This is a genomic window from Streptomyces sp. NPDC048603 (assembly GCF_043199475.1).
Classification (GTDB): domain Bacteria; phylum Actinomycetota; class Actinomycetes; order Streptomycetales; family Streptomycetaceae; genus Streptomyces.
The window spans coordinates 43,323-67,129 of record NZ_JBICVY010000014.1; the positions used below are offsets into that span (position 1 = coordinate 43,323).

General features: G+C 70.3%; 17 protein-coding genes. 10 read left to right on the top strand and 7 right to left on the bottom strand.

Features of this window, described 5'->3' with window-relative positions:
- Position 1: 1 nt before the first annotated feature.
- From ACGFQ9_RS30550 to ACGFQ9_RS30570, 5 genes are all read left to right on the top strand, one after another.
- Complete coding sequence (locus tag ACGFQ9_RS30550) at positions 2 to 652, top strand: DUF3000 domain-containing protein (protein WP_393578260.1); 651 nt, start codon at positions 2 to 4, stop codon at positions 650 to 652.
- A 653-nt stretch (positions 653 to 1,305) separates the two neighbouring features.
- The gene (locus ACGFQ9_RS30555; protein WP_365102248.1) at positions 1,306 to 1,968 is read left to right on the top strand and encodes a response regulator transcription factor; all 663 of its coding nucleotides are present in this window, start codon (positions 1,306 to 1,308) and stop codon (positions 1,966 to 1,968) included.
- Positions 1,969 to 2,116: 148 nt separating this feature from the next.
- Entirely contained in the window at positions 2,117 to 3,400 is a 1,284-nt protein-coding gene (locus ACGFQ9_RS30560) for an HRDC domain-containing protein (RefSeq protein WP_393578262.1), read from the top strand.
- A 781-nt stretch (positions 3,401 to 4,181) separates the two neighbouring features.
- Positions 4,182 to 5,408 carry a thiolase family protein gene (locus ACGFQ9_RS30565; RefSeq protein WP_393578264.1) on the top strand — a complete coding sequence of 409 codons (1,227 nt, stop codon included), beginning with the start codon at positions 4,182 to 4,184 and terminating at the stop codon, positions 5,406 to 5,408.
- Positions 5,405 to 7,543: a 3-hydroxyacyl-CoA dehydrogenase NAD-binding domain-containing protein gene (locus tag ACGFQ9_RS30570; protein WP_393578265.1), complete on the top strand. Its 2,139-nt coding sequence runs from the start codon at positions 5,405 to 5,407 to the stop codon at positions 7,541 to 7,543. The genes ACGFQ9_RS30565 and ACGFQ9_RS30570 overlap by 4 nt, the downstream gene beginning before the upstream one ends.
- Positions 7,544 to 7,650: 107 nt before the next feature.
- On the opposite strand, the gene ACGFQ9_RS30575 is transcribed toward ACGFQ9_RS30570, so the two are convergent.
- Entirely contained in the window at positions 7,651 to 9,381 is a 1,731-nt protein-coding gene (locus tag ACGFQ9_RS30575) for a polysialyltransferase family glycosyltransferase (protein ID WP_393578267.1), read from the bottom strand.
- Positions 9,381 to 10,355: a glycosyltransferase family 2 protein gene (locus ACGFQ9_RS30580; protein WP_393578451.1), complete on the bottom strand. Its 975-nt coding sequence runs from the start codon at positions 10,353 to 10,355 to the stop codon at positions 9,381 to 9,383. The genes ACGFQ9_RS30575 and ACGFQ9_RS30580 overlap by 1 nt, the downstream gene beginning before the upstream one ends.
- Before the next feature lie 362 nt (positions 10,356 to 10,717).
- Here ACGFQ9_RS30580 and ACGFQ9_RS30585 point away from each other — a divergent pair, with 362 nt between their 5' ends.
- From ACGFQ9_RS30585 to ACGFQ9_RS30600, 4 genes are read left to right on the top strand one after another with little or no spacing between them, the layout of a single operon-like run.
- On the top strand, positions 10,718 to 11,992 hold the full coding sequence (locus tag ACGFQ9_RS30585; protein ID WP_393578268.1) for a DUF6716 putative glycosyltransferase: 1,275 nt from the start codon (positions 10,718 to 10,720) through the stop codon (positions 11,990 to 11,992).
- A 51-nt stretch (positions 11,993 to 12,043) separates the two neighbouring features.
- Positions 12,044 to 13,249, top strand: coding sequence for a cytidylyltransferase domain-containing protein (locus ACGFQ9_RS30590; protein ID WP_393578270.1), 1,206 nt, complete (start codon positions 12,044 to 12,046; stop codon positions 13,247 to 13,249).
- A gap of 3 nt (positions 13,250 to 13,252) precedes the next feature.
- Complete coding sequence (locus ACGFQ9_RS30595) at positions 13,253 to 14,164, top strand: N-acetylneuraminate synthase family protein (RefSeq protein WP_393578271.1); 912 nt, start codon at positions 13,253 to 13,255, stop codon at positions 14,162 to 14,164.
- 10 nt (positions 14,165 to 14,174) lie between these two features.
- Entirely contained in the window at positions 14,175 to 15,302 is a 1,128-nt protein-coding gene (locus ACGFQ9_RS30600) for a hypothetical protein (RefSeq protein ID WP_393578273.1), read from the top strand.
- Between the two features lie 85 nt (positions 15,303 to 15,387).
- On the opposite strand, the gene ACGFQ9_RS30605 is transcribed toward ACGFQ9_RS30600, so the two are convergent.
- Positions 15,388 to 16,521 carry a hypothetical protein gene (locus ACGFQ9_RS30605; RefSeq protein WP_393578275.1) on the bottom strand — a complete coding sequence of 378 codons (1,134 nt, stop codon included), beginning with the start codon at positions 16,519 to 16,521 and terminating at the stop codon, positions 15,388 to 15,390.
- Between the two features lie 153 nt (positions 16,522 to 16,674).
- Here ACGFQ9_RS30605 and ACGFQ9_RS30610 point away from each other — a divergent pair, with 153 nt between their 5' ends.
- Positions 16,675 to 17,778 (top strand): LCP family protein, encoded by a 1,104-nt coding sequence (locus ACGFQ9_RS30610; RefSeq protein WP_393578277.1) that lies wholly within the window; start codon positions 16,675 to 16,677, stop codon positions 17,776 to 17,778.
- 103 nt (positions 17,779 to 17,881) lie between these two features.
- Here the strand turns inward: ACGFQ9_RS30610 and ACGFQ9_RS30615 are convergent, their stop codons facing one another.
- The 4 genes from ACGFQ9_RS30615 to ACGFQ9_RS30630 all read right to left on the bottom strand — a co-directional run bounded on the left by ACGFQ9_RS30615 (position 17,882) and on the right by ACGFQ9_RS30630 (position 23,759).
- Positions 17,882 to 19,396 carry an amino acid permease gene (locus ACGFQ9_RS30615; RefSeq protein WP_393578279.1) on the bottom strand — a complete coding sequence of 505 codons (1,515 nt, stop codon included), beginning with the start codon at positions 19,394 to 19,396 and terminating at the stop codon, positions 17,882 to 17,884.
- 148 nt (positions 19,397 to 19,544) lie between these two features.
- Positions 19,545 to 21,455, bottom strand: coding sequence for a 1-deoxy-D-xylulose-5-phosphate synthase (gene dxs, locus ACGFQ9_RS30620; protein ID WP_393578281.1), 1,911 nt, complete (start codon positions 21,453 to 21,455; stop codon positions 19,545 to 19,547).
- A gap of 220 nt (positions 21,456 to 21,675) precedes the next feature.
- Positions 21,676 to 22,911, bottom strand: a complete 1,236-nt coding sequence (locus ACGFQ9_RS30625) for a sugar ABC transporter permease (protein ID WP_393578453.1) — start codon at positions 22,909 to 22,911, stop codon at positions 21,676 to 21,678.
- Positions 22,912 to 22,970: 59 nt separating this feature from the next.
- Positions 22,971 to 23,759: an ATP-binding cassette domain-containing protein gene (locus tag ACGFQ9_RS30630; protein WP_393578283.1), complete on the bottom strand. Its 789-nt coding sequence runs from the start codon at positions 23,757 to 23,759 to the stop codon at positions 22,971 to 22,973.
- Positions 23,760 to 23,807: the final 48 nt, after the last annotated feature.

The following is a 23,807-nucleotide window of genomic DNA, read 5'->3' on the forward strand; positions in this document are numbered from 1 at the left end:
CATGGCTGCGGCTCAGGGACGATTTTCAGATGGCGCTGACGGTATGGACAGCGCGAAGGAGGCCTCCGTCCCACTCCCGTTCAGACGGGCGGTCGGCGGCTTGCAGAAGGCTCGGCTGCGGCCGGGGATCGAGATCGAGGCCACCAGACCGCCGCAGAGACTCGCCCCGTACGCGTACGCGCTGGAGGCCGCGGTCGTCGAGGGCGAGGAGGACCTGGCCGACGGGCGGCTGATCCTGCTGCACGATCCCGCCGGGCATGAGGCGTGGCAGGGCGCGTTCCGGCTGGTCACGCTCGTACGGGCGGAGCTGGAGCCGGAGATGGCGGCCGACCCGCTGCTCCCGGAGGTGTGCTGGTCCTGGCTGACCGGCGCGCTGGAGGCACGCGGCCTGGGCTACGGGGAGGCGAGCGGAACGGTGACCATGGCGAGCTCGCACTCCTTCGGCGGGCTGTCCGCGCGGCGGCCGGCGACACAGATCGAGATCCGGGCGTCGTGGACCCCGCGGGAGGGGGTGGGCGGGGTGCCGGACACGGCGTCGCACCTTGCCGCGTGGTGCGAGCTGCTCTGTCAGGTCGCCGGCCTGGAACCCCTCCCCCCGTCCGACCCCGGCGTGGTCTCCCTCCCCCAACGCCGAGGCCCCCACCATCCGTAAGCCCCGTGGGGCAGGGCGGCCGTCGCCTCGGCCATGGCGGGCGGGGCGGCCGCACGCCGCCGCGCGGCCATGCCGCACCGCACCGCCGTGTGGGCAGGCGTGCCGCTCGCGCCGCCGTGTGGGCAGGCGTGCCGCTCGCGCCGCCGTGTGGGCAGGCGTGCCGCAGGGCGGCACGGGTGGGCACACGGCACACCGGCCCGCGCCGGACGCGCAGCGTGCGCCTGCACCCCGACCCCGCTCCGGGGTCGGCCCCCGTCCGGGCGGAGCTCCGCTCCAGGCGGCGCCGGGTCCGGCGGAGCCCCGCCCGGGCCGTGGGGCAGCGGCTGCGGCCGAGCCCGGCCATCGCTTCGGTGGGGCGGGAGCGCTGCCTGCTGGGCGGCGTTCCGGTGTGCCCACCCGTTCCGCCCTGCGGAACGCCTGCCCACACCTCAGCCGAGCCGCGCCCACGCATCGACGCAGCCGCGCCGCGGCGCGGCCGCTGAGCGGCCCCGATCGATCGCTCGTCCGAATTGCCCGAATTGTTACTCACCAAATCGTGATCATTTCCTAAAGCCGGCCGGGTGACGTGCCGAAGGAGTCAGTGACCATCCCCACGGAGCGCACCGGCTTCTTCCCCGAGCCGGCGCCGTCCCGCCACTCCCCCAGGAGGCCTGGTGTCCGTTCTTCTCGAGCAGCCCGCAAGCCTGGTCGCCTACCGCCCGAACAAGCCGACGGCCATGGTCGTCGTGGCCGACCCGCGCGTCCGTTCCACCGTGACCCGCCATCTGTGGGCCCTCGGAGTCCGTGACGTGATCGAGGCGTCGTCCATCGCGGAGGCCCGTCCCCGCATCGGCAGCCCGCGCGACATCTGCGTGGCCGACGTCCACCTGCCCGACGGTTCCGGTCTCACCCTGCTCTCCGAGACCCGCGCCGCGGGCTGGCCCAACGGCCTGGCCCTGTCCGCCGCCGACGACATCGGCGCCGTCCGCAACGCCCTCGCGGGCGGTGTGAAGGGTTACGTCGTCACCGGAACGCGGACCAACATCGGGCTGCCCAGCCGGCCCGGCGCCGCCCCCATCGGGTCGGCCGCCGCCCGGATGCACCGCCGCCCCCCGGGTGCCCCGAGCCACCCGGGCGGCTACCGGGAGCTCTCCGGCCGCGAGGTCGAGGTCCTGCGCCTCGTCGCGGAGGGCCAGTCCAACAAGGCCATCGGCGTCTCGATGGGCCTGTCCGCCCTGACCGTCAAGTCCCACCTGGCCCGGATCGCCCGCAAGCTGGGCACCGGGGACCGCGCCGGCATGGTGGCGGTCGCCCTCCGGACCGGGATCATCCACTGAGCCCGGCCCACGGCCCCCGGATAGCCGGTCCCCAGACGACCCGGACGAACGCCCGGGGAACACGGGGAAGCCGCCTCGCATACGGCCCGCGCCCGTCGACGGAACGTTCCGGCGACGGGCGCGCCGCATCCACGGATACCCTTGACCGGTGACCGACGCCCATGAGACCGCAGCAGACCTGCGCACCACCACCGGGGGCGGCCCCCCGGACGACGTCGTTGTTCCGTCCGATGGGCTGCCGATCCCGCTGCTCGAACCCCGCGACGGGATTCCGCCGGTGGTCGCCGACGAGGACGGCCTCGCCCGGGTGGTCGCGGCCTTCGCCGCCGGCACCGGGCCGGTGGCCGTGGACGCCGAGCGCGCCTCCGGATACCGGTACGGCCAGCGCGCCTACCTGGTCCAGCTCCGCCGGGAGGGGGCCGGCTCCGCGCTGATCGACCCCGTCGGCTGCCCGGACCTGTCCGCACTCGGCGAGGCCCTGTCCGGCACCGAATGGATCCTGCACGCGGCCACCCAGGACCTGCCGTGCCTCCGCGAAATAGGCATGGTCCCGACCTCGCTCTTCGACACCGAGCTGGCGGGCCGGCTGGCCGGCTTCCCCCGGGTGGGCCTGGGGGCGATGGTCGAGAGCGTGCTCGGCTACGCGCTGGAGAAGGGCCACTCGGCCGTCGACTGGTCGACCCGCCCGCTGCCCGAGCCGTGGCTGCGGTACGCCGCGCTGGACGTGGAGCTCCTGGTCGACCTGCGGGACGCGCTGGAGAAGGAACTGGACCGGCAGGGCAAGCTGGAATGGGCCCGGCAGGAGTTCGACGCCATCGCCTCGGCCCCGCCCGCCCCGCCCCGCAAGGACCCGTGGCGGCGTACGTCCGGCATGCACAAGGTGCGCCGCCGCCGCCAGATGGCCGTCGTACGGGAGCTGTGGGAGACCCGGGACCGGATCGCACAGCGGCGTGACGTGTCCCCGGGCAAGGTGCTGGGCGACGCGGCGATCGTCGAGGCCGCCCTGGCCCTCCCCTCGAACGCGCACGCGCTGTCCGCCCTGCCCGGCTTCGGCCAGCGGGTCAACCGGCGCGCGCTGGAGCAGTGGATGGCCGCGGTGGACCGGGCCCGGGCCCTGCCCGAGGCCGAGCTGCCGCAGCCCGGGGCGACCCCGTCGGGCCCGCCCCCGCCGCGTTCCTGGGCGGACAAGGACCCGGCCGCCGCGGCCCGCCTGTCAGCGGCCAGGACCGCGGTCACGGCCCTGGCCGAGCGGCTGAACCTGCCCCAGGAGAACCTGATCTCCCCCGACACCGTCCGCCGGCTGTGCTGGGAGCCCCCGATGCAGGTCTCTGCCGTGTCGGTGGCCCGGGCGCTGGCCGACCACGGCGCCCGGCCGTGGCAGGTCGAGCAGGTCACCGACGCGCTGGTGACCGCCCTGGCCGCCACGGCCTGATCCGGAACGCTCGCGTACGGCGGGGTCCTCAGTCCTCCAGCGGGGTGAGGACCCCGTCCTCGTCCCGGTGGTGGCTGCCGCTGGTCGTGCCCTCGACCTTGCCGTTCTTGAGCCAGTGCTCGGACATGGTGTGCAGCGTCTTGTGCACCCGCTCCCGGCTGGAACCGCACCACCGTGCCGCTGCGCAGGGTCCTCGGCGACAAGGTGCCCGTGTGCATCGTCTACGGGGAGCAGGACTCGATCGTCAACACCGCGCCGGACCTGGGCCTGCTGTACTTCTCGGTGCCCGAGCTCTACAAGGCCGTTCCCGGACCCAGGAAGCTGATGTTCCGCATCGCCTGCGCGGGACGGCAGGTGCCCTGCCTTGGCCCACGCGTCTTTGAGCCCCTTCTTGGTGCCCACCGACATGGGGAAGCCGAAGGACGCCTCCGGCTCGGACACGGGCAGCGTGACGGGCGCGCCGAACTCGGTCCCCTGCTTGCTCTGCCTGCCGTTCGGCGGTCGCCCGGGCTCCGCCAGGGCCGGCACAGCGGTGGGGCCGATGCCATTGACGTGACCGTGGCGAGCGGGCGGCCGACCCGATCGGGTAGCCGGGGGCGCGCCGATCGGAGGGGCGCGCGCACGCCCCGGCGGAGGGCGCAGAGTGTGACCTTCGCCGCTTGGGGGGCGGGGGGTGTGCACATCAGTTACCCGCAAGTAGCATGGCGGGTGAGCAAGCGCTCAGGAGACTGACGCGCGACGCCGCGCAGCAGTGCCATCCCGCACCTGGAGGAGAGCCATCGTGCCTCGTACCGTCAGGGACGTCGTCTTCGTCGACGGCGTCCGCACCCCGTTCGGCAAGGCGGGCCCGAAGGGCATCTACCACGAGACCCGCGCCGACGACCTCGTCGTGAAGGCGATCCGGGAGCTGCTGCGCCGCAACCCGGACCTCGACCCGAAGAAGATCGACGAGGTCGCGATCGCCGCCACCACGCAGATCGGTGACCAGGGTCTGACGCTGGGCCGCACGGCCGGCATCCTCGCGGGCCTGCCGCAGTCCGTTCCGGGCTACTCCATAGACCGGATGTGCGCCGGCGCGCTGACCGCCGTCACCGCGGTGGCCGGTTCCGTCGCCTTCGGCGCGTACGACGTCGCCGTCGCCGGCGGTGTCGAGCACATGGGCCGTCACCCGATGGGCGAGGGCGTGGACCCGAACCCGCGCTTCGTCTCCGAGAAGCTGGTCGACGAGTCCGCCCTGTTCATGGGCATGACCGCGGAGAACCTGCACGACCGCTACCCGACCATCACCAAGCAGCGCACCGACGAGTACGCCGTGCGCTCGCAGGAGAAGGCCGCCAAGGCGTACGCGGACAACAAGATCCAGCCCGACCTGGTGCCGATCTCCGTCCGCCGCACCAACCCGGACGCCGGCGAGACGGGCTGGGGCCTGGTCACCGCCGACGAGCCGATGCGCCCGGGCACCACCCTGGAGAACCTGACCGGTCTGAAGACGCCGTTCCGCGTCCACGGCCGCGTCACCGCCGGCAACGCCGCGGGCCTCAACGACGGTGCCACCGCCGCGCTGATCGCCTCCGAGGACTTCGCCCGCGAGAACGGCCTGCCGGTCAAGATGCGCCTGGTCTCCTACGCCTTCGCCGGCGTGGAGCCCGAGGTCATGGGTTACGGCCCGATCCCGGCCACCGAGAAGGCCCTCGCGCAGGCGGGTCTGTCCATCGAGGACATCGGCCTGTTCGAGATCAACGAGGCGTTCGCCGTCCAGGTCCTCGCGTTCCTGGAGCACTACGGCATCGCCGACGACGACGCCCGCGTCAACCAGTACGGCGGCGCGATCGCGTTCGGCCACCCGCTGGCCTCCTCCGGCGTCCGCCTGATGACGCAGCTGGCCCGTCAGTTCGAGGAGCAGCCGCACGTCCGCTACGGCCTGGTCACCATGTGCGTCGGCTTCGGCATGGGCGCCACGGTCATCTGGGAGAACCCGCACTTCGACACCAAGGGAGACTCCAAGTGAGCACCACCGCCGAGCTCCTGAAGGGCGCTGCCGAGCTGTTCCCGGACGAGGTCGTCACCCAGGCGCACGTCCGCCACCTCGACCTGCCGTTCGGCGCCGGGCGCTTCGCGCTCATCACGCTGGACAACGGCTTCGACCACACCAAGCCGACCACCTTCGGCCCGCAGTCCCTCGCCAACCTGAACGCGGCGATCGACCAGGTCGAGCAGGAGGCCATCGCCGGCACCATCGTCGGCGCGGGTCTGACCGGCAAGCCGTTCATCTTCGCGGTCGGCGCCGACCTCAAGGGCGTCGAGCTGCTGAAGAAGCACGACGAGGCCCTGGCCATCGGCAAGGGCGGCCACGACGTCTTCAAGCGTCTGTCCGCGCTGGCCGTCCCCACCTTCGCGTACTACAACGGCGCGGCGATGGGCGGCGGTGTCGAGGTCGGTCTGCACTGCACCTACCGCACCGTCTCCAAGGCCATCCCGGCCTTCTCGCTGCCCGAGGTCTTCCTCGGCCTGGTCCCCGGCTGGGGCGGCTGCGCCATCCTGCCGAACCTGATCGGCGCCGAGCGCGCGGTCTCGGTGATCATCGAGAACTCGCTCAACCAGAACCGCCAGCTCAAGGGCAAGCAGGTCTTCGAGCTCGGCATCGCCGACGCGATCTTCGAGGGCGCGGACTTCCTGGAGCAGTCGCTCCTGTGGACCGCTCGCGTCCTGACCGGCGAGACCGAGGTCGTCCGTGCGGAGATCGACCGCGGTGAGGGCTGGGACGCGGCCGTCGCCAAGGGCCGCTTCATCGCCGACTCCAAGGTGCACGGCGCGGCTCCGGCCGCCTACCGCGCGCTGGACATCATCGCCGCCGCCAAGGACGGTGACCTGCAGGCCGGCTTCGACGCCGAGGACGCCGCGCTCGCCGACCTCATCATGGGCGGCGAACTGCGCTCCGGCATCTACGCCTTCAACCTGGTCCAGAAGCGCGGCAAGCGCCCGGCCGGCGCCCCGGACAAGAACCTGGCGCGCCCGGTCACCAAGGTCGGCGTGGTCGGCGCGGGCCTGATGGCCTCGCAGCTGGCGCTGCTGTTCCTGCGCCGCCTGGAGGTGCCGGTGGTCCTCACCGACATCGACCAGGAGCGCGTGGACAAGGGCGTGGGCTACGTCCACGCCGAGATCGAGAAGCTGCTCGGCAAGGGCCGCATCAACCAGGACAAGGCCAACCGCCTCAAGGGCCTGGTCTCCGGTGTGCTGGACAAGGCCGAGGGCTTCGCGGACGCGGACTTCATCATCGAGGCCGTGTTCGAGGAGATGACGGTCAAGCAGAAGGTGTTCGCGGAGGTCGAGGCGGTCGCCCCCGCGCACGCGATCCTCGCCACCAACACCTCCTCGCTGTCGGTGTCGGAGATGGCCTCCAAGCTCCAGCACCCGGAGCGCGTGGTCGGCTTCCACTTCTTCAACCCGGTCGCGATCCTCCCGCTGCTGGAGATCGTCCGCGGCGAGCAGACCGACGACGCCTCGCTGGCCACGGCCTTCGGTGTCGCCAAGAAGCTGAAGAAGACCGCGGTCCTCACCAAGGACGCCCCGGCGTTCGTCGTGAACCGCATCCTCACCCGCTTCATGGGCGAGATCCAGAACGTCATCGACGAGGGCACCCCGGTGGTCACCGCCGAGAAGGCGATCGAGCCGCTCGGTCTGCCGATGTCCCCGCTGGTGCTGCTGGAGCTGGTCGGCCCGGCCATCGGCCTGCACGTCTCCGAGACCCTCAACCGCGCCTTCCCGGAGCGCTTCACGGTCTCCCCCAACCTGAAGGCGGTCGTCGAGGCCGGCAAGCGCGGCTTCTACGTCTACACGGCCGAGAACGGCTTCAAGCCCGAGCTCGACCCCGAGGTCGCCGCCCTCCTCAAGCAGGGCGACACCGTCCTCACCGAGGAGCAGGTGCGGGCCCGCGTCCTGGACGCGGTGGCGCAGGAGATCGGCCTGATGCTGGAGGAGGGTGTCGTGGCCGAGGCCCAGGACATCGACCTCTGCCTCATCACCGGTGCGGGCTGGCCCTTCCACCTGGGCGGCATCACCCCGTACCTGGACCGTGAGGGCGTCTCGGAGCGGGTGAACGGCAAGAAGTTCCTCGCCCCCGGCGTCGCGAGCGTCCCGGCGTAACGCGTCCCGCGCACACGGCGAAGCCCCTCCGCACTCGGTGCGGAGGGGCTTCGCCGCCGTGTGGCTCGCCGCCCTGTGGCTCGCCGTCGTGTGGTTCGCCGTGGCGGTCAGCGGCGGCCGAAGCGCTTGCCCTTGACCAGCCGTTCGGCGGCCGGCGAGTTCGGGTTGATCCGCAGCGCCTCCCGGCCGGCCTGCTGCCGCAGGTCCGCTCCGCGCTTGCCCATGCGGGCGGCCGTCTCGCCGATGCGCAGCCAGGTCAGGGCGCGGTCGCTGCCGGTCGCCTGGCGCACCGCCTTCTGCAGGTGCTCCTCGGCGACGTCCATCTCACCGGTGCGGATCCGCAGCTGGGCCATGCCGATGAGGACGTCGAAGTGCTCGCGTTCGGCCAGCAGTTTGGTGCCGACCTCCAGGGCGCCCTCGTCGTCGCCGTCCTCCAGGAGGGAGGCGAACGACTCCAGCGAGACCTCGTTGACCGGGACCTCGAACTGCATGCCCTGAGAGGGCACGGACCGCATCCGCCGGCCGGCGCGCATCTTCTTCGTGGGCGGACCGGGCAGCTCCAGCTTGTCCCGGGTCTTGTCGTTGAAGTGCATGGCCAGTTCGGGCCGGTCGTTCCACACCGGAACGCAGGACGCGATGTACTGCTCGGCGATCGGCCGGAGGAAGGCGTACCGCTTGGGCTGCATACAGAACCCGACGGTGGAGACGTACGACGAGAGCTCGCCCGTGACGTAGGCGGCGTCCCCGATCCGGTCCATGCCGCTGTTCGGCGCCTCGAGGTCCGGCAGCAGGGCGTGGGTGATGGTGACCGGGATGCGGTTGCTGTTCTCGTAGGGCCGCATCCGGCGGATGACCTCGAGGGCGCCGATCTGGCCGACCCCGATCCCGTACAGCGACCGGGCGGTGAACAGACCGGTCGAGAAACACCCGATGACGAAACGCGGCTTCAGGTACTCGAAGATGGTCTCGGCGAGCACCGGGGCGTCCAGGACCAGGAAGTCGACCCCGGCCTGGTGCGCGGCGAGGGTGAGGGTGTCGGCGAGGTTGGACGGCGCGCTCGGGTGCGGCTTGAAGATGACGGAGCGGAAGCCCATGCCGACCGCGGCCTCGAACATGCGCAGGTGGAGCTGCTCCTCCTCTTCCTCGGTGAGGATGTTGAGGGCGGAGAGGTACTGGCCGAGGAGGACGGCGGTGTCCTGGCCGCGCTGCAGCATGTGCGGGGGGATGGCCGCGTCCAGCAGCGGGCGGCACTCCCGGGTGAGTTCCGCCATCAGGCCGAGCACGGCCCGGGTGTCCACGGGCTGCGAGGGGATCCGGTACTCCGTCAGGAGCATGGGGACCAGGCGCGGGATGAGGTCGAGGTAGAGGACCCGGGAAGTCCGGGCGTGGATGTCCCTGTGCAGGTCGTTGCGGGTGGGGCCGTAGGTCATCACGCCGTCGGCGTAGACGGTGACGATGGCGTCCGAGAAGATCTGGACGAGCGTCTGGGCCGGCTTGACCTGGATGGACTCCACGATGAGTTCGAGCGGTCCGGCCGGGATCCCGATCTTCTGGGCCATGATGGACCGCCACAGGACCAGGTCCTCGCCCCGCGGACCCCACATCGAGGGGTGGTAGGGGGCGATGAGCTCGTTCCAGTACACGATCCGGCTGAACCGGGAGACCACGGACTGGGCACCGTGCATGCGGTGGAGCGGGGTGGCGACCTCCGGGATGTCCACGTTGTTGCACACGAGCAGGATCCGCTCGCGCCCGGGCGGGCCGAACTGTCCGGCGTCGATGGCGGCGGCCACCGTCATCGCGCCGTACAGGGTGGAAGCGGCGAAAATCTGGGTCATTACGCGGCCACGCCCAGGACCGAGGACAGCAGCGATCGAATCATCTTCACCCGTCGGGCATCCATTCCGGCCAGCGTGCCCTCCAGGATGTCCTGCGGGACTTCCACGAGGGCGCGGGCACTGCGTTCCATCAGCAGCGTGCGCGTGTACTCGTCATATGTGTCCGCCCGGTCGAGGTGGATACAGGTCATCGCGAGGAGGGTCCGCATCGCCTTGAACGAGAGTTCGTATCCCCGCGGATGGTTTGCGATCTCCTGGAACACCTTCTGATAGCAGACGATGAAATCGAGCTGCCGTTCGTCGGGGATCTTCGTGAGCGAACCCGCGACGTCGCGGCGGTAGAAGATGCCGTGCAGATCGACCACGCCGAAGGAACGCGCCCGCAGGTGCAGACGCCACATCCAGTGGCGGTCCTCGGCGGTGCGGAGGGTCTCGTCGAAGAAGAGGCCGTCGAACGACAACAGCCGCTCACGGTCGTAGATTCCGGCCCAGACCAGCGGATAGTCGACGATGGACGACGCGTCGACCGGAAGGATGTAGTCGGCGGGGTCGAGCTGCATCGCCCGGGGGGACACCGGGCACTTGGCTATCTCGCGCTTCCTGCCGAACACCTTGACGTGCCCGGTGCGCAGGAAGTCGACCCCGGACTGGCCCATCCAGCCGACCAACTGGGCGAGATATCCCGGGCCGTACCAGTCGTCACCGTCGAGAAACGTGACGTAGCGCCCGCGGGCGACCGAAAGACCCCTGTTGCGGGTGGCTGAGATACCCATGTTGTGGGGGTTCGGGACCAGGATCGCACCCGGAATGGACGGCACCATCTGCTGGATGATTTCGAGAGTCCCATCGGTGGAGCAGTCGTCCACGATAATGAACTCGAAATCTTCTCTCGCATTCAGCGCCAGAGACTTAAGTGTCGTCCGACAGTAGTCGCGGACATTGCACATGGGAACAATCACCGACAACGTAACCATCAGTAACACTCACCTACTTCCATTCACAGATGCACCCCCGTGGACTGTGCCGGCGCGGGCGCCACGCACACGTCAAGCCTACGTACGCGTAAGCCTGCCGGACATCATGTCAGAACCCGCGCAACCCCCTCCGAATGACCGCGGTGTGACGTACAACTCCTCACCAAGATCCAGGCGATTCCGGGGCTGGTAAAGGTCGGGCAAGGATGTAGAGTGATCCGGACTGCGGGGCAATCCGGTCCAGACCACGGCGCAGATGCGCGCCAACCGGAGGGGCAGTTGGGGGCGGATCGACCGGTTTCGCACACAATGCGCCATTTGAAGCCCTTCGTCCGCTTTTCCACAACGAGCCAGGAGTCCCAGTGCGCATCCACGTGCTCGCCGACTCCGACACCCGCTGGAAATGGGGAGCCGGCCTCGCCATCGGCATGGACCCGGGCGGCCAGGTGCACGCCCACATGCTCCGCGGGCGCTCCACGCCCACCGCGCGCCAGCTCGCCGAGGTGGGGATCACACCCGCCTCCATCTCCGAGTCCACCCTTCCCGAGTTCGCCATGGACCCCGTCCTGGACGACGCGGACGTGATCATTCTCGGCACCGTAGGCGGAGCGACCCATGCCGCTTTGCATGCGCTTGCCTACCGGTTCGAGGGGCAGTGGAACCGCCCCATTCTGATGACCGGTTATGTCGGCGTGGTCTACGAGAAGGTGACCGACGGACTTCTGCTGCGCGGTGGCGCCGATATCGTCCTCGCCAACAGCCCGTTCGACGGGCGCCGGTTCCGCGAGATCTACGAGCCCCTCGGAATTCCCGGTGAGACCGTCGTGCAGACCGCTCTGCCGTTCCTCGACCACCGGCCGTACGACATGAACCGGACCAATGCCCAGCACGCCTACACGGTGTGTTTCGCGGTGCAGCCCTCGGTGCCCGGTGATCGAAAAGGCCGTACGTACATGCTGCGCCGCGCCATTGAGCACGCACGGCTGCGTCCGGGGCGCGATGTCCTCATCAAACTGCGCAGCAAGCCGGGTGAGGCGACCACCCACGTGGAAACGCACCACTACCAGGTACTGGCCGAACAGATGGAAGAGCCGCTGCCGCCCAACTTGCATTTCGTCTACGGCAACATGTCGGACACGCTGGACCGCACCGACCTTCTGGTGACGGTGAGTTCGACGGCCGCCCTGGAATCGATGCACCGCGGAATGCCCACGGCCATTCTGAGTGACCTCGGTGTCCGCGAGATCCACGGGAACCACTATTTCGTGGGATCCGGCTGCGTCACCGACTGGACCGCCATCGACGAGGGCGCCGCACCGATGGCACACGAATCCTGGACGCACGACCAGGGAATCCGCGCCCACGATCCCTTCGGCGCGATCCGGGCCCGCATCGGCGAGCTGAAGAGCCGGCCGCTGCCGCCCGTCACCCCGTACTACACGGCGGACAGCGCGCCGGATTACGTCGGTTCACTGCTGAGCCGGCGCGGGCTGAACCTCGACGGTTCCCCGGGACAGCTGCCGGGCGCCCGCTCCAGCAGCGCGATGAAGCGCACCTCACGGCGGGTCATGAAGGGCGCGTACCAGTTCGGCGTCCAACGGGTGGCCCCGAAGATCCAGCAGTGGGGCGGCGTGTAACCCTTGCCCGAGCCCCTTCGCTCCGTCCTTCACCCTTCCCTGGAGAACTCTGTGAACACGGCCGCCCGGCAGGCCTCGTCCGCCGTCACCGCTGTCATCCCCGCCCGCGGCGGGTCCAAGGGCATCCCCGGCAAGAACATCACGCCGATCGGTGGTGTCCCGCTGGTCGCCCGCGCCGTCCGGGCCTGCCTGGCCGCCGAGCACGTCACCCGCACCGTGGTGTCCACCGACGACCCCGCCATCGCCGCCGTGGCCATCGCCGCCGGCGCCGAGGTGGTCGAGCGTCCGGCCGAGCTCGCCGCCGACCAGTCCTCCAGCGAATCGGCCCTGCTGCACGCCCTGGACACCCTGGAGGAGCGCCACGGCGAGCCCGTCGGGGTCCTCGTCTTCGTGCAGTGCACCAGCCCGTTCATCACCACTCGGGAAGTGGACGAGACGGTCCTGGCCATCACCCGTGACGGCGCCGACTCCGCCTTCACCGCGGTGCCGTTCCACGGCTTCGTCTGGCGTACCTCCCCCGACGGCGCGCCCGCCGGGCACAGCGCCGACGGCGTCAACCACGACAAGGCCTTCCGCCAGCGCCGCCAGGACCGGCACCCCGAATACCTGGAGACCGGCACCGTCTACGCGATGCGCGTAGACGGCTTCCGCGAGCACGGGCACCGCTTCTTCGGCCGCACCCAGCTGGTCCCCACCGCGCCCGAGCGCGCCATCGAGCTCGACGAGCCCGGCGACCTGGACCGCGCCCGGGCCCTGGCCCCGCTGCTGGACGCCGCCGACCTCCCGGGCCGCGCCGACATCGACGCCGTGGTGCTGGACTTCGACGGCACCCAGACCGACGACCGCGTCTGGATCGACGAGACCGGCCGCGAGATGGTCGCCGCGCACCGCGGCGACGGCATGGGCATCGCCCGGCTCCGCAAGGCCGGCATCCCCGTCTTCATCCTGTCCAGCGAGCGGAACCCGGTCGTCGCCGCCCGGGCGCGCAAGCTCGGCGTCGAGGTCGTCCACGGCGTGGAGACCAAGGACGTCGAACTCGCCAAGTGGTACGGCGACGCCGGGATCGACCCGCAGCGCATCCTCTACGTCGGCAACGACGTCAACGACCTCCCCTGTTTCGAGCTCGTCGGCTGGCCCGTCGCGGTGGGCGATGCCCATCGCGGGGTCCGCGAACGCGCTCGTTCTGTCACGTCGGCCCACGGAGGGCACGGCGCCGTGCGAGAAATCGCCGAATGGATCCTTGGAAAGGAACTCTGAACAGTGGTGCACAGCAACCGCATCCGCCAGGTCGGCAACAAGCAGGTGGGCCCGGGGCTGCCCACCTACGTGATCGGTGAGATCGGCATCAACCACAACGGCGACCTGGCCAACGCCATCGCCCTCATAGACGCGGCCGCCGAGGCGGGCTGCGACGCGGTCAAGTTCCAGAAGCGCACCCCGGAGATCTGCACTCCGCGCGACCAGTGGGACATCGAGCGGGACACCCCCTGGGGCCGCATGACCTACATCGACTACCGCCACCGCGTGGAGTTCGGCGAGGACGAGTACCGCGCCATCGACGAGCACTGCAAGAAGCGCGGCATCGACTGGTTCGCCTCCCCGTGGGACACCGAGGCCGTCCTCTTCCTCGAGAAGTTCGACGTCCCCTGCCACAAGGTCGCCTCCGCGTCCCTGACCGACGACGAGCTGCTGATCGCCCTGCGCGCGACCGGCAAGCCCGTCATCCTGTCCACCGGCATGTCCACCCCGGAGCAGATCCGCCACGCGGTCGAGGTGCTGGGCAGCGAGAACACCATCCTGCTGCACGCCACGTCCACCTACCCGGCCGTGACCGGCGAGCTGAACCTGCGCGTCATCCACGCGCTGGAGGCCGCGTACCCGAACGTGCCGATCGGCTACTCCGGCCACGAGATCGGCCTGCAGACGACCGTCGCCGCCGTCGCCATGGGCGCCTGCGTCGTCGAGCGCCACATCACCCTGGACCGTGCCATGTGGGGCTCGGACCAGGCCGCTTCCGTCGAGCCGGGCGGTCTGCAGCGCCTGGTCCGTGACATCCGTGTCATCGAGGAGGCCAAGGGCGACGGCGTCAAGAAGGTCTACGAGTCCGAGCTCGGCCCGATGAAGAAGCTGCGCCGCGTCCAGGGTGTCGTCGCCGCGGCCGCGGGAGAATGACGACCCGTCGATGACCGAGACCCTCGCCCTGGTGGAGAGCCCTGCTCAACTGCTGAACGTTCTGGAGTGGGCACATGTCCACCCGGGCGAGGCGTCCTCTCTCAGCATCGCCATCCTGCAGCCGACGGACCGTCACTCCCGTGAACAGGTCCGCCGTCTCTGCAAGTTCGCGTCCCAGGCCAAGCTGGTCTGGCGGCGCTACGAGGTGCGGTCCGGCTCGGTGAGCCGGGCCCGCACCCTGCTCCGCCTGGGCCGGTCCGTGTCCAACGCCGGCCGGCTCGTGATCGGCGACCTGTTCTCCCGGACCGTCCAGGCGCTGCTTCCCTTCTCCAAGGCCCACGAGGTGGTCGTCGTCGACGACGGCACCGCCACCACCGAGCTGGTCACCCTGCTGACGCAGGGCCGGCAGCTGAGCCGCTGGCACACCGGCGACACGTCCAGGAAGGGCGACGGCAAGGGCAGTTCGGTCAGCCGCTGGCTGGCCCGGGACACCCTGGAGCGGTTCACGCTGTTCACCTGCATGCCGGTGGCCCCGCCGCCGGGCGCCGTGGTGGTCCCCAACGAATACCGGTGGATCCGGGACACCTTCGGCCCGGTGCGGGTCCTCGGCGGCGCCGACCTGGCCGGCACCTCGCTGGTCGAGACCGGCATCATCGACCAGGAGCACTACCTGGAGGCGATCACCTGGATCGCCCGGTCCCGCGGCGCCTGGCGCTATCTCGCGCACCGCCGCGAAAGCCCGGAGAAGCTGCGGGAGATCGCCGAGGCGACCGGCATGGAGATCGTCCACCCCGAGCTGCCCATGGAGGTCATGGCCCGGGTGGAGCCCATCGGGCACACCGTGCTGACCTTCGCCTCCACCATCGCGTACACGCTCCCGATCGTGCTGCTGGGCTCCCCGGTGCGGGTGGAGCTCTGCGAGATCGACGACGCCTGGATCACCGAGGGCACGGCGGCCCGTTCGGTGGACTTCCTGCGCAAGATCTCCTCGCTGGCGGTGGCCCGGCACGGGCTGTCGAAGATCCCGCCGCAGTCGCGCGGCCCGCGTCCCCCGCTGTCGCTGCCCGGAACGCAGCAGCACGGGCTGCCCGGCATTCCGGGCCAGCACGGCGCGTACGGCTCCCACGAGGCCTTCTGAGCGGCCCCCGGGGCTCCGGGAATCCCCCGGAGCGCGACCCCGCGCCCCCGCGGCTCTGCGGCCCTGCAGCCCGTCCGGGGTCTCCTCAGAAATGCATCCAACGGCCCAGCGACAGGCCCATGTTGTCCTTCTGGCGGGTCACCATCAGCTCACCGGCGGAGCTGATGCAGGCGATCACGATCCGGCCCTGGGCATCGACCGTGAGGCCGGGCGTGCCCACCGACGCCTCGCCGGTCTCGGTCCACCACAGCCCCGCCGCCTCGTTCTCGGTCGGGTACGCGGCCAGCGCGGTGCGGCCGCCGGCGCCCCGGAAGGCGAGGATGGTGCAGTCGTAGCCGTCGACGAAGGCCCTGGTGCCGGCGACGGCGCCGTGGGCGGGACCGCCGCCGAGCGCCATCACGCCGACTCCGGCGCGGTAGGCGATGACACCGCTGCCGTCGACCGCGTGCCAGTACCAGGTGACCCGGTCCTGTGCGGTCTCCACGGCGCCGACAGAGCCGGGCTGCCCCAGGAAGGGCAGGTCCTCGGCCTTGGCCGCCGGGCCCTTGCCCGGCTCGGACTGGGCCCAGAGGCTGACCCGCTTCTCGGCGGGCGCCAGGAGCTGGACCCGGCCGCCGAAGGTCGCGAAGGCGCCGGCACCGTCAAGCGTGCCGCTGCCCTTGATGTCGGCCCACTTGCTCCACTTGCCCTTGTTGTCCTGGTGGCGGGAGTGGACGCCCTTGCCGAAGTTCCGTACGAACACGTGCAGTCCGCCATTGGCGTCGACGGCCGCGGTCGGGATGCCCGCGGTGCGGGCCATGTCCTCGTTCTGGTAGAGACTGCCCAACGAGGCCCAGGGGCCCAGCGGTCGGCCCGTCTGGTACTGCAGGGCGTGGTGGAAGGTGATCCGCTCCGCGCCGTTCACCACCTCGCGCCGGCGGCCCACGAAGTGGACGTAGCCGTCCTGCCCTTGGGCCAGGCAGAGGTGGGTCAGGTCGGCCACCGGGAAGAACTCGGGGCCGGTCCACTCGGGCCCGCCGGGAGTCTGCTCGGTCCAGCGCAGCAGTCCGCCCTGGGCGACCGCGTACGCGCTCAGCCGGCCGTCCTTGCCGGTCACGAGCCAGGATCCGCCGACCGGGCCCAGGGCAGCAGGACCGTGGCCGTAGGCGTCATACGCCTCGACCGGTGCGGAAGCGCGGGTCGACTGCTTGGAGGACCTGCGCGCGGATCGCGTAGCCATGAACCGAAAGCAGCCTTCCCGGAACCATCATTCGAACGAAGTGAGCATACCCCGACGCCCAACCCGCTCAAGAGTGCGCTTATGTTATAGGCCGCGTGACTTCTCTCATCAGTTCGGAAGTCTCATCAGTGCGGAAGGGCCGGTCCCACGGGAATGACTGCTGACACTCAAGACAGGACGACGACTCCGCCGACGGGCGGCCGCGCCGCCCGGCGCCGGAGTGCCACCCGCACGCGGACCCGGGGACAGAAGATCCGCCGGGCCCTGCTGTGGACCCTGGCCGTCGTGCTGGTCGCCCTCGGCGCCGGCGGCTGGTGGATGTACAGCCACCTCAACGGCAACATCGAAAGCGTGGACCTCGACAAGGCAATCGGCGACAACCGCCCGCAGAAGGTGGTGGAGGGCGCCCAGAACGTCCTCGTCATCGGCTCGGACTCGCGCGCCGGGGAGAACTCCGACCTCGACGGCGGCAGCTCGGTGGCGGGCGCCCGTTCGGACACCACGCTGCTGATCCACATACCCGCGGGCCGGTCCAAGGCCACCGCGGTCAGCATCCCCCGCGACACCCTGATCACCCGGCCCGACTGCAAGGACGAGAAGGGCAAGACCATCCCGGGCCAGAAGCGGGCCATGATGAACAGCGTCTACGCCCTGGCCGGCCCGGCCTGTGTGGTGAACACGGTGGAGCAGATGTCCGGGGTCCGCGTGGACCACTTCGTCGAGGTGGACTTCGCCGGCTTCAAGAACCTGGTCGACGCCCTCGGCGGGGTGACGGTCAAGCTGGACAAGCCCATCAACGGTTCCAAGGGCGGCATCAAGCTGGACGCCGGCGAGCACCGCCTGGACGGCACCCAGTCCCTGAAGTTCGTCCGCACCCGCAAGGGTTACGCCGACGGCAGCGACCTCGGCCGCATCGGTCTGCAGCAGAAGTTCATGACCGCGATGCTCTCCGAGATCAAGAAGCAGGACGCCCTGGGCAACCCGGCCCGGCTCTACAAGCTGGCCGACGCCGGCACCAAGTCGCTGACCACCGACTCCGAACTGGCCTCGCTCACCAAGCTCTCCGACTTCGCGAAGAGCATGAAGGGCGTCGACCCGGAGACGATGGAGACCATCATGCTCCCGGTGGCCTACGACAAGATCGACCCGAACCGGGTGATCGCGGCCGAGCCGAACGCCACCCAGCTCTGGGAGGCCGTGCGCAACGACCAGACGATCCCGGCCGCGGCGAAGAAGTCGCCCGCGAAGGCGGGCTGACCGCCCGTACGGACCACGAGCGCCGGGCGGCCGGACCCTCTTCCACGGGGTCCGGCCGCCCGGCGCTTTTCCGTGCCGAACGCCCGGTACGGGTGGCTGGGGGCTAGACCTTCGGCAGTCCCGCCTCGGATCGCTCCAGGCCCTTGCCGAGCCGGCTGTGACTGCGGCCGTAGGCGAAGTAGACGACGATGCCGATCAGCATCCAGATGGCGAACCGGAGCCAGGTGTCGGCCGGCAGATTGAGCATCAGCCACAGGGAGGCCGCCATCGACAGGATCGGGATCACCGGTACCCACGGGGTGCGGAAGGAACGGTGCAGGTCCGGGCGGGTCTTGCGGAGGATGATCACGCCGAGTGCGACGACCACGAAGGCGAACAGGGTGCCGATGTTGACCAGTTCCGCCAGCTTCTCCAGGCTGGTGAAGCCGGCGAGGAAGGCGATGGCCACGCCGAGCAGGATGGTGGCCCGGTAGGGGGTCCGGTACTTCGGGTGGGTGACGGAGAAGACGCGCGGGAGCAGTCCGTCACGGCTCATCGCGAAGAACACCCGGGTCTGGCCGAGCAGCAGGATCATGGAGACCGTGATCAGGCCCACGGCGGCGCCCAGGCTGATGGCGCCGGAGAAGAACGGCTGGTTCACGGATTTGAAGGCCTCGGCGAGCGGGGCGGTGGGCGACATCTGCGTGTAGTGCTGCATGCCGGTGACCACCAGGGTCACGGCGACGTACAGCACGGTGCAGATGAGCAGCGAGCCGAGGATGCCGCGCGGCATGTCCCGCTGCGGGTTCTTGGTCTCCTCGGCGGCCGTGGCGACCACGTCGAAGCCGATGAAGGCGAAGAACACCAGCGCGGCCGCGGTGAAGATGCCCATCACGCCGAAGTTGGTGGGCTCGTACCCGAACATCAGCTGGACCAGCGGTGCGTGCCAGCCGCTGACGGCCTCCTCCTGCGGCTTGGCGGGCGGGATGAACGGCGAGTAGTTGTCGGCCTTGATGAAGAACAGGCCGGCGACGATGACGAGCAGCACCACGGTGACCTTGATGGCGACCACGACCGCGGTGATCCGCGCGGACAGCTTCGTGCCGACGACCAGGACCGCCGTCAGCGCCAGGACCAGCAGGAAGGCCAGCAGGTCGAAGCTGCCTCCCGCGTCGGGCCCGGAGACCGCAGTCGGCATGTCCCAGCCGAGATTGGTGTGCATGAGGTGGCGTACGTACCCCGACCAGCCGACCGCGACCACGGCGGTACCGAGGGCGAATTCCAGCACCAGGTCCCAGCCGATGATCCAGGCGGGCAACTCACCGATCGAGGCGTAGCTGAAGGTGTACGCCGAACCGGCCACCGGAACGGTCGACGCGAACTCGGCGTAGCAGAGGGCCGCGAGGGCACAGACGATGCCGGCGGCCACGAAGGACAGAGCAGTGGCGGGTCCGGCGTTGTTCCGGGCCGCGATGCCCGTCAGCACGAAGATGCCGGTGCCGATGATGACGCCGACACCGAAGACGGTGAGGTCCCAGGCGGATAGGGACTTCCGCAACTGGTGTTCGGGCTCTTCCGTGTCACGGATGGACTGTTCCACCGATTTGGTACGGAAGGGACTGTTCAGATTCGTACTCACGCGCACACCTCCGAACGGGGCCCCCGTGGAGTGGGGGTGCCGGCACGCGAACGGGCCGGGCGAATCACCCATTCAAGGATGATCCTCCCGGCCCGAAGGCTGCAACAGGACGGCCTTTCCGGCCACCCGTTCGGGTCCCTTGCGGGTCCTAGTCCACGGTGGCGGCCGGCTCGCTCTCGAAGCGGCCGTCCAGCCTGGACACCAGGCCCGTGACCTGCCGTGCGATGTCGGGCGCGGTCAGGCCGATCTCCGCCAGGATCTCGGCGCGGGAGGCGTGGTCGAGGAAGCGCGGCGGGATGCCGAAGTCGCGCAGCGGAACGTCCACGTCCGCGTCGCGGAGGGCCTGAGCGATCGCGGAGCCGACGCCGCCGACCCGGCTGTTGTCCTCGACGGTGACGACGACCCGGTGCCGCTCGGCGAGCGGGGCCAGGGCCTCGTCGACCGGCTTGACCCAGCGGGGGTCGACCACGGTGGTGGAGATGCCCTGCTTGTCGAGCAGGTCCGCGATCTCCAGGCACATCGGGGCCAGGGCGCCCACGGAGACCAGCAGGACGTCCGGACGCTCGGCGCCGGCCTCGCGCAGCACGTCCATGCCGCCGACGCGGCCCACGGCCGGCACGGCCGGGCCGACCGCGCCCTTGGAGAACCGGACCACGGTCGGGGCGTCCTTGACCTCGACGGCCTCGCGCAGCTGGGCGCGGACCTGGTCGGCGTCGCGCGGTGCGGCGAGCCGGAGACCCGGGACGACCTGGAGGATCGACATGTCCCACATGCCGTTGTGGGAGGCGCCGTCGGTACCGGTGACCCCGGCCCGGTCCAGGACGAAGGTGACGCCGCACTTGTGCAGGGCCACGTCCATCAGGACCTGGTCGAAGGCGCGGTTGAGGAAGGTCGCGTAGACGGCGAAGACCGGGTGCAGGCCGCCGGTGGCCAGGCCCGCGGCGGAGACCGCGCCGTGCTGCTCGGCGATGCCGACGTCGTACACGCGCTCCGGGAAGGCCTTCGCGAACCTGTCGAGGCCGACCGGCTGGAGCATGGCGGCGGTGATCGCGACGATGTCCTCGCGCTCCTTGCCGAGCTCGACCATCTCCTCGCCGAAGACCGAGGTCCAGTCGGCGCCGGAGGAGGCGATCGGCAGGCCGGTGTCCGGGTGGATCTTGCCGACGGCGTGGAAGCGGTCCGCCTCGTCCTGGAGGGCGGGCTGGTAGCCGCGGCCCTTCTCGGTGAGGCAGTGGACGATCACCGGGCCGCCGAAGCGCTTGGCGCGGGTGAGCGCGGACTCCAGGGCGGTGATGTCGTGGCCGTCGATGGGGCCGACGTACTTCAGTCCCAGGTCCTCGAACATGCCCTGCGGGGCGATGAAGTCCTTCAGGCCCTTCTTGGCGCCGTGCAGGGTCTCGTAGAGCGGCTTCCCGACGACCGGGGTGCGCTCCAGGATGTCCTTGCCGCGGGCGAGGAACCGCTCGTACCCGTCGGTGGTGCGGAGGGTGGCCAGGTGGTTGGCCAGGCCGCCGATGGTCGGCGCGTAGGAACGCTCGTTGTCGTTGACGACGATGACCAGCGGGCGGTCCTTGGCGTCGGCGATGTTGTTGAGCGCCTCCCAGGCCATGCCGCCGGTGAGCGCGCCGTCGCCGATCACGGCGGCGACGTGGTGGTCGGTGCGGCCGAGCACCTCGTTGGCCTTGGCGAGGCCGTCGGCCCAGCCAAGCACGGTGGAGGCGTGCGAGTTCTCGATGATGTCGTGCTCGGACTCGGCCTGCGCCGGGTAGCCGGACAGGCCGCCCTTCATCTTCAGCTTGGAGAAGTCCTGCCGGCCGGTGAGCAGCTTGTGTACGTACGACTGGTGGCCGGTGTCCCAGAGGATCTTGTCCTTGGGGGACTCGAAGACCCGGTGCAGGGCGATCGTCAGTTCGACCACACCGAGGTTGGGGCCCAGGTGCCCGCCGGTCTTGGAGACCGCGTCGACCAGGAAGGACCTGATGTCCGCGGCCAGCTGGTCCAGCTGCTCCGGGTCGAGCCGGTCCAGATCGCGCGGTCCCGTGATGCGGGTCAGCAGCACCCGTGCCTCCTTGCAGTTGCTTGCTGGTTTGACGAGTCTAATGAACCGGCCCGCGCCGTCCGGCATCGGGCGGCCCCGGTCGGGTCACGGCTCTGTCATAACCTGTGCGCCCCGCCGGGGGCTCACACGCCCCGGACGGGTGGGTCGGCGCACAGGTGTGCCCGGCACCACCCTGGGGTGGCGCCGGGCACGAGGACGGTACCCGTGTGCGGGTGCGCCGTCAGGCGCGGCCCGCGGTCTTCTGCGTCTTGCGCGTGACCGAGTCGATGACCACGGTGGCCAGCAGGACCGCACCGGTGATCATGTACTGGATCGGCGTGGCGATGCCCTGCAGGGCGAGACCGTACTGGATCGAGGTGATGACCATGACACCGAGGAGGGCGTTCCAGGTCCGGCCCCGGCCGCCGAAGAGGCTGGTGCCGCCGATCACGGCCGCCGCGATCACGTTCATCAGCAGGTCGCCGGCGCCGGCGCTCTGGTTCGCCGCCGCGATCTTGGAGGCCCAGAACAGGCCGCCGACGGCGGCGAAGAAGCCCGCGATGGAGAACACCGCGATGCGGATCCCGGCCACGCTGATGCCGGCCCGGCGGGACGCCTCGACGCTGCCGCCGAGGGCGAACACCTTCCGGCCGAAGCCGGTGCGGCGCAGCGCGAAGTCGGTGCCGACCAGGACCACCAGGAAGAGCAGCACCGCCAGCGGCAGGCCCTTGTACTGGTTGAACACGGCGGCGGCCCCGAAGGAGACCAGCGCCAGCAGGCCGGTGCGGAGCAGGACCTCGCTCATCGGCCGGAAGGGCACCTGGGCGGCCGCACGGCGCTTGGCGTCCAGGAAGGAGCCCGCGAAGTACGCCGCCACGGCGACCGCGGCCAGCCCGTAGGCGGCAGCGACGTCGGAGAAGTAGTACGTGGTGAGCTTTCCGACCAGGCCCTCGGAGTCGAGGTTGATGGTGCCGCTGTCGCCGAGCAGCTGGAGCATGAAACCGGACCAGAACAGCAGGCCCGAAAGAGTGACGGCGAAGGCCGGTGCGCCGATCCTGGCGAAGAAGAAGCCGTGGATCGCGCCGATGGCCGCACCCGAGGCGAGGGCGACGAGGACGGCGAGCCACTCGTTCATGCCGTGGGTGACGGAGAGGACGGCGACGATGGCGCCCGAGACTCCGCTGACCGAGCCGACGGACAGGTCGATCTCGCCGAGCAGCAGAACGAAGATGATGCCGACGGCCATCATGCCGGTGGCGACCATCGTGACCGCGATGTTGTTGATGTTCTCGGCGGAGAGGAAGTTCGCGTTCAGGCTCTGGAAGATGACGCAGATGACCGCCAGGCCGATGACCACCGGGAGCGAGCCCAGGTCGCCGCCGCGCATCTTCCTCTTGAACTCGTGCAGGTAGCCGGCCAGGCCCTCCTCGCGGACCAGCAGCCGGGGGTCGACGACCGGGACGGCCGCGACGGGGATCTCGTCCGCGACGGTCGCGGGACCGGGTACCTCGGCGTCTGCGGGTGCATGTTCGGTGCTCACTTGCGAGCCTCCCCGGTGCGCGCCGCCCGGCGGGTCACGGCGTTGTCCGTGGCGCCCGTGATGGCGGAGATGATCTCTTCCTGCGAGGTGTCGGCGACCTTGAAGACGCCGTTGTTGCGGCCCAGCCGGAGGACCGCGACCCGGTCCGCGACGGCCTTGACGTCGGCCATGTTGTGGCTGATGAGGATGACCGCGTGGCCGCGTTCGCGCAGCCGCTCGACCAGGTCGAGGACCTGGGCGGTCTGCTCGACGCCGAGGGCTGCGGTGGGCTCGTCGAGGATGACCAGCTTGGGCTCGCCGAGCATGGAGCGGGCGATCGCGACGGTCTGGCGCTGGCCGCCGGAGAGCGAGGCGATCGGGATCCGGACGCTCGGGATGCGGATGGAGAGGGTGGTGAGCAGCTCGCGGGCGCGGCGCTCCATCTCCACCTCGTCCAGGACGCCGCGGCGCTTGAGCTCGCGGCCCAGGAAGAGGTTGCCGACAACGTCGATGTTGTCGCAGAGGGCGAGGTCCTGGTAGACCGTCGCGATGCCCAGGCTCTGGGCGTCATGGGGCTTGCTGATGGCGACCGGCTTGCCCTCCCACTCGATGACCCCGTCATCGATGGGGTGGACACCGGCGATCGTCTTGACGAGCGTCGACTTTCCGGCGCCGTTGTCGCCGACCAGGGCGACGACCTCGCCGGAATGGATCTCGAGTTCTACGTCGGTGAGGGCCTGAACGGCACCGAATCGCTTCGAGACCCCGCGCAACGCCAGCACGGGCGCAGCGGACACGTGAATCATCTCCTTCGCCGCCTGACCGGCGGGGATGCCTTGCATTAACGATTCTGC

Bases quoted from the DNA above. Each gene is read 5' to 3' on its own strand.
- ACGFQ9_RS30550 (WP_393578260.1), top strand. From the start codon at position 2: ATGGCTGCGGCTCAGGGACGATTTTCAGATGGCGCTGACGGTATGGAC.
- ACGFQ9_RS30575 (WP_393578267.1), bottom strand. From the start codon at position 9,381: ATGACCCAGATTTTCGCCGCTTCCACCCTGTACGGCGCGATGACGGTG.
- ACGFQ9_RS30580 (WP_393578451.1), bottom strand. From the start codon at position 10,355: ATGGTTACGTTGTCGGTGATTGTTCCCATGTGCAATGTCCGCGACTAC.
- ACGFQ9_RS30600 (WP_393578273.1), top strand. From the start codon at position 14,175: ATGACCGAGACCCTCGCCCTGGTGGAGAGCCCTGCTCAACTGCTGAAC.
- ACGFQ9_RS30605 (WP_393578275.1), bottom strand. From the start codon at position 16,521: ATGGCTACGCGATCCGCGCGCAGGTCCTCCAAGCAGTCGACCCGCGCT.
- ACGFQ9_RS30610 (WP_393578277.1), top strand. From the start codon at position 16,675: ATGACTGCTGACACTCAAGACAGGACGACGACTCCGCCGACGGGCGGC.
- ACGFQ9_RS30630 (WP_393578283.1), bottom strand. From the start codon at position 23,759: ATGATTCACGTGTCCGCTGCGCCCGTGCTGGCGTTGCGCGGGGTCTCG.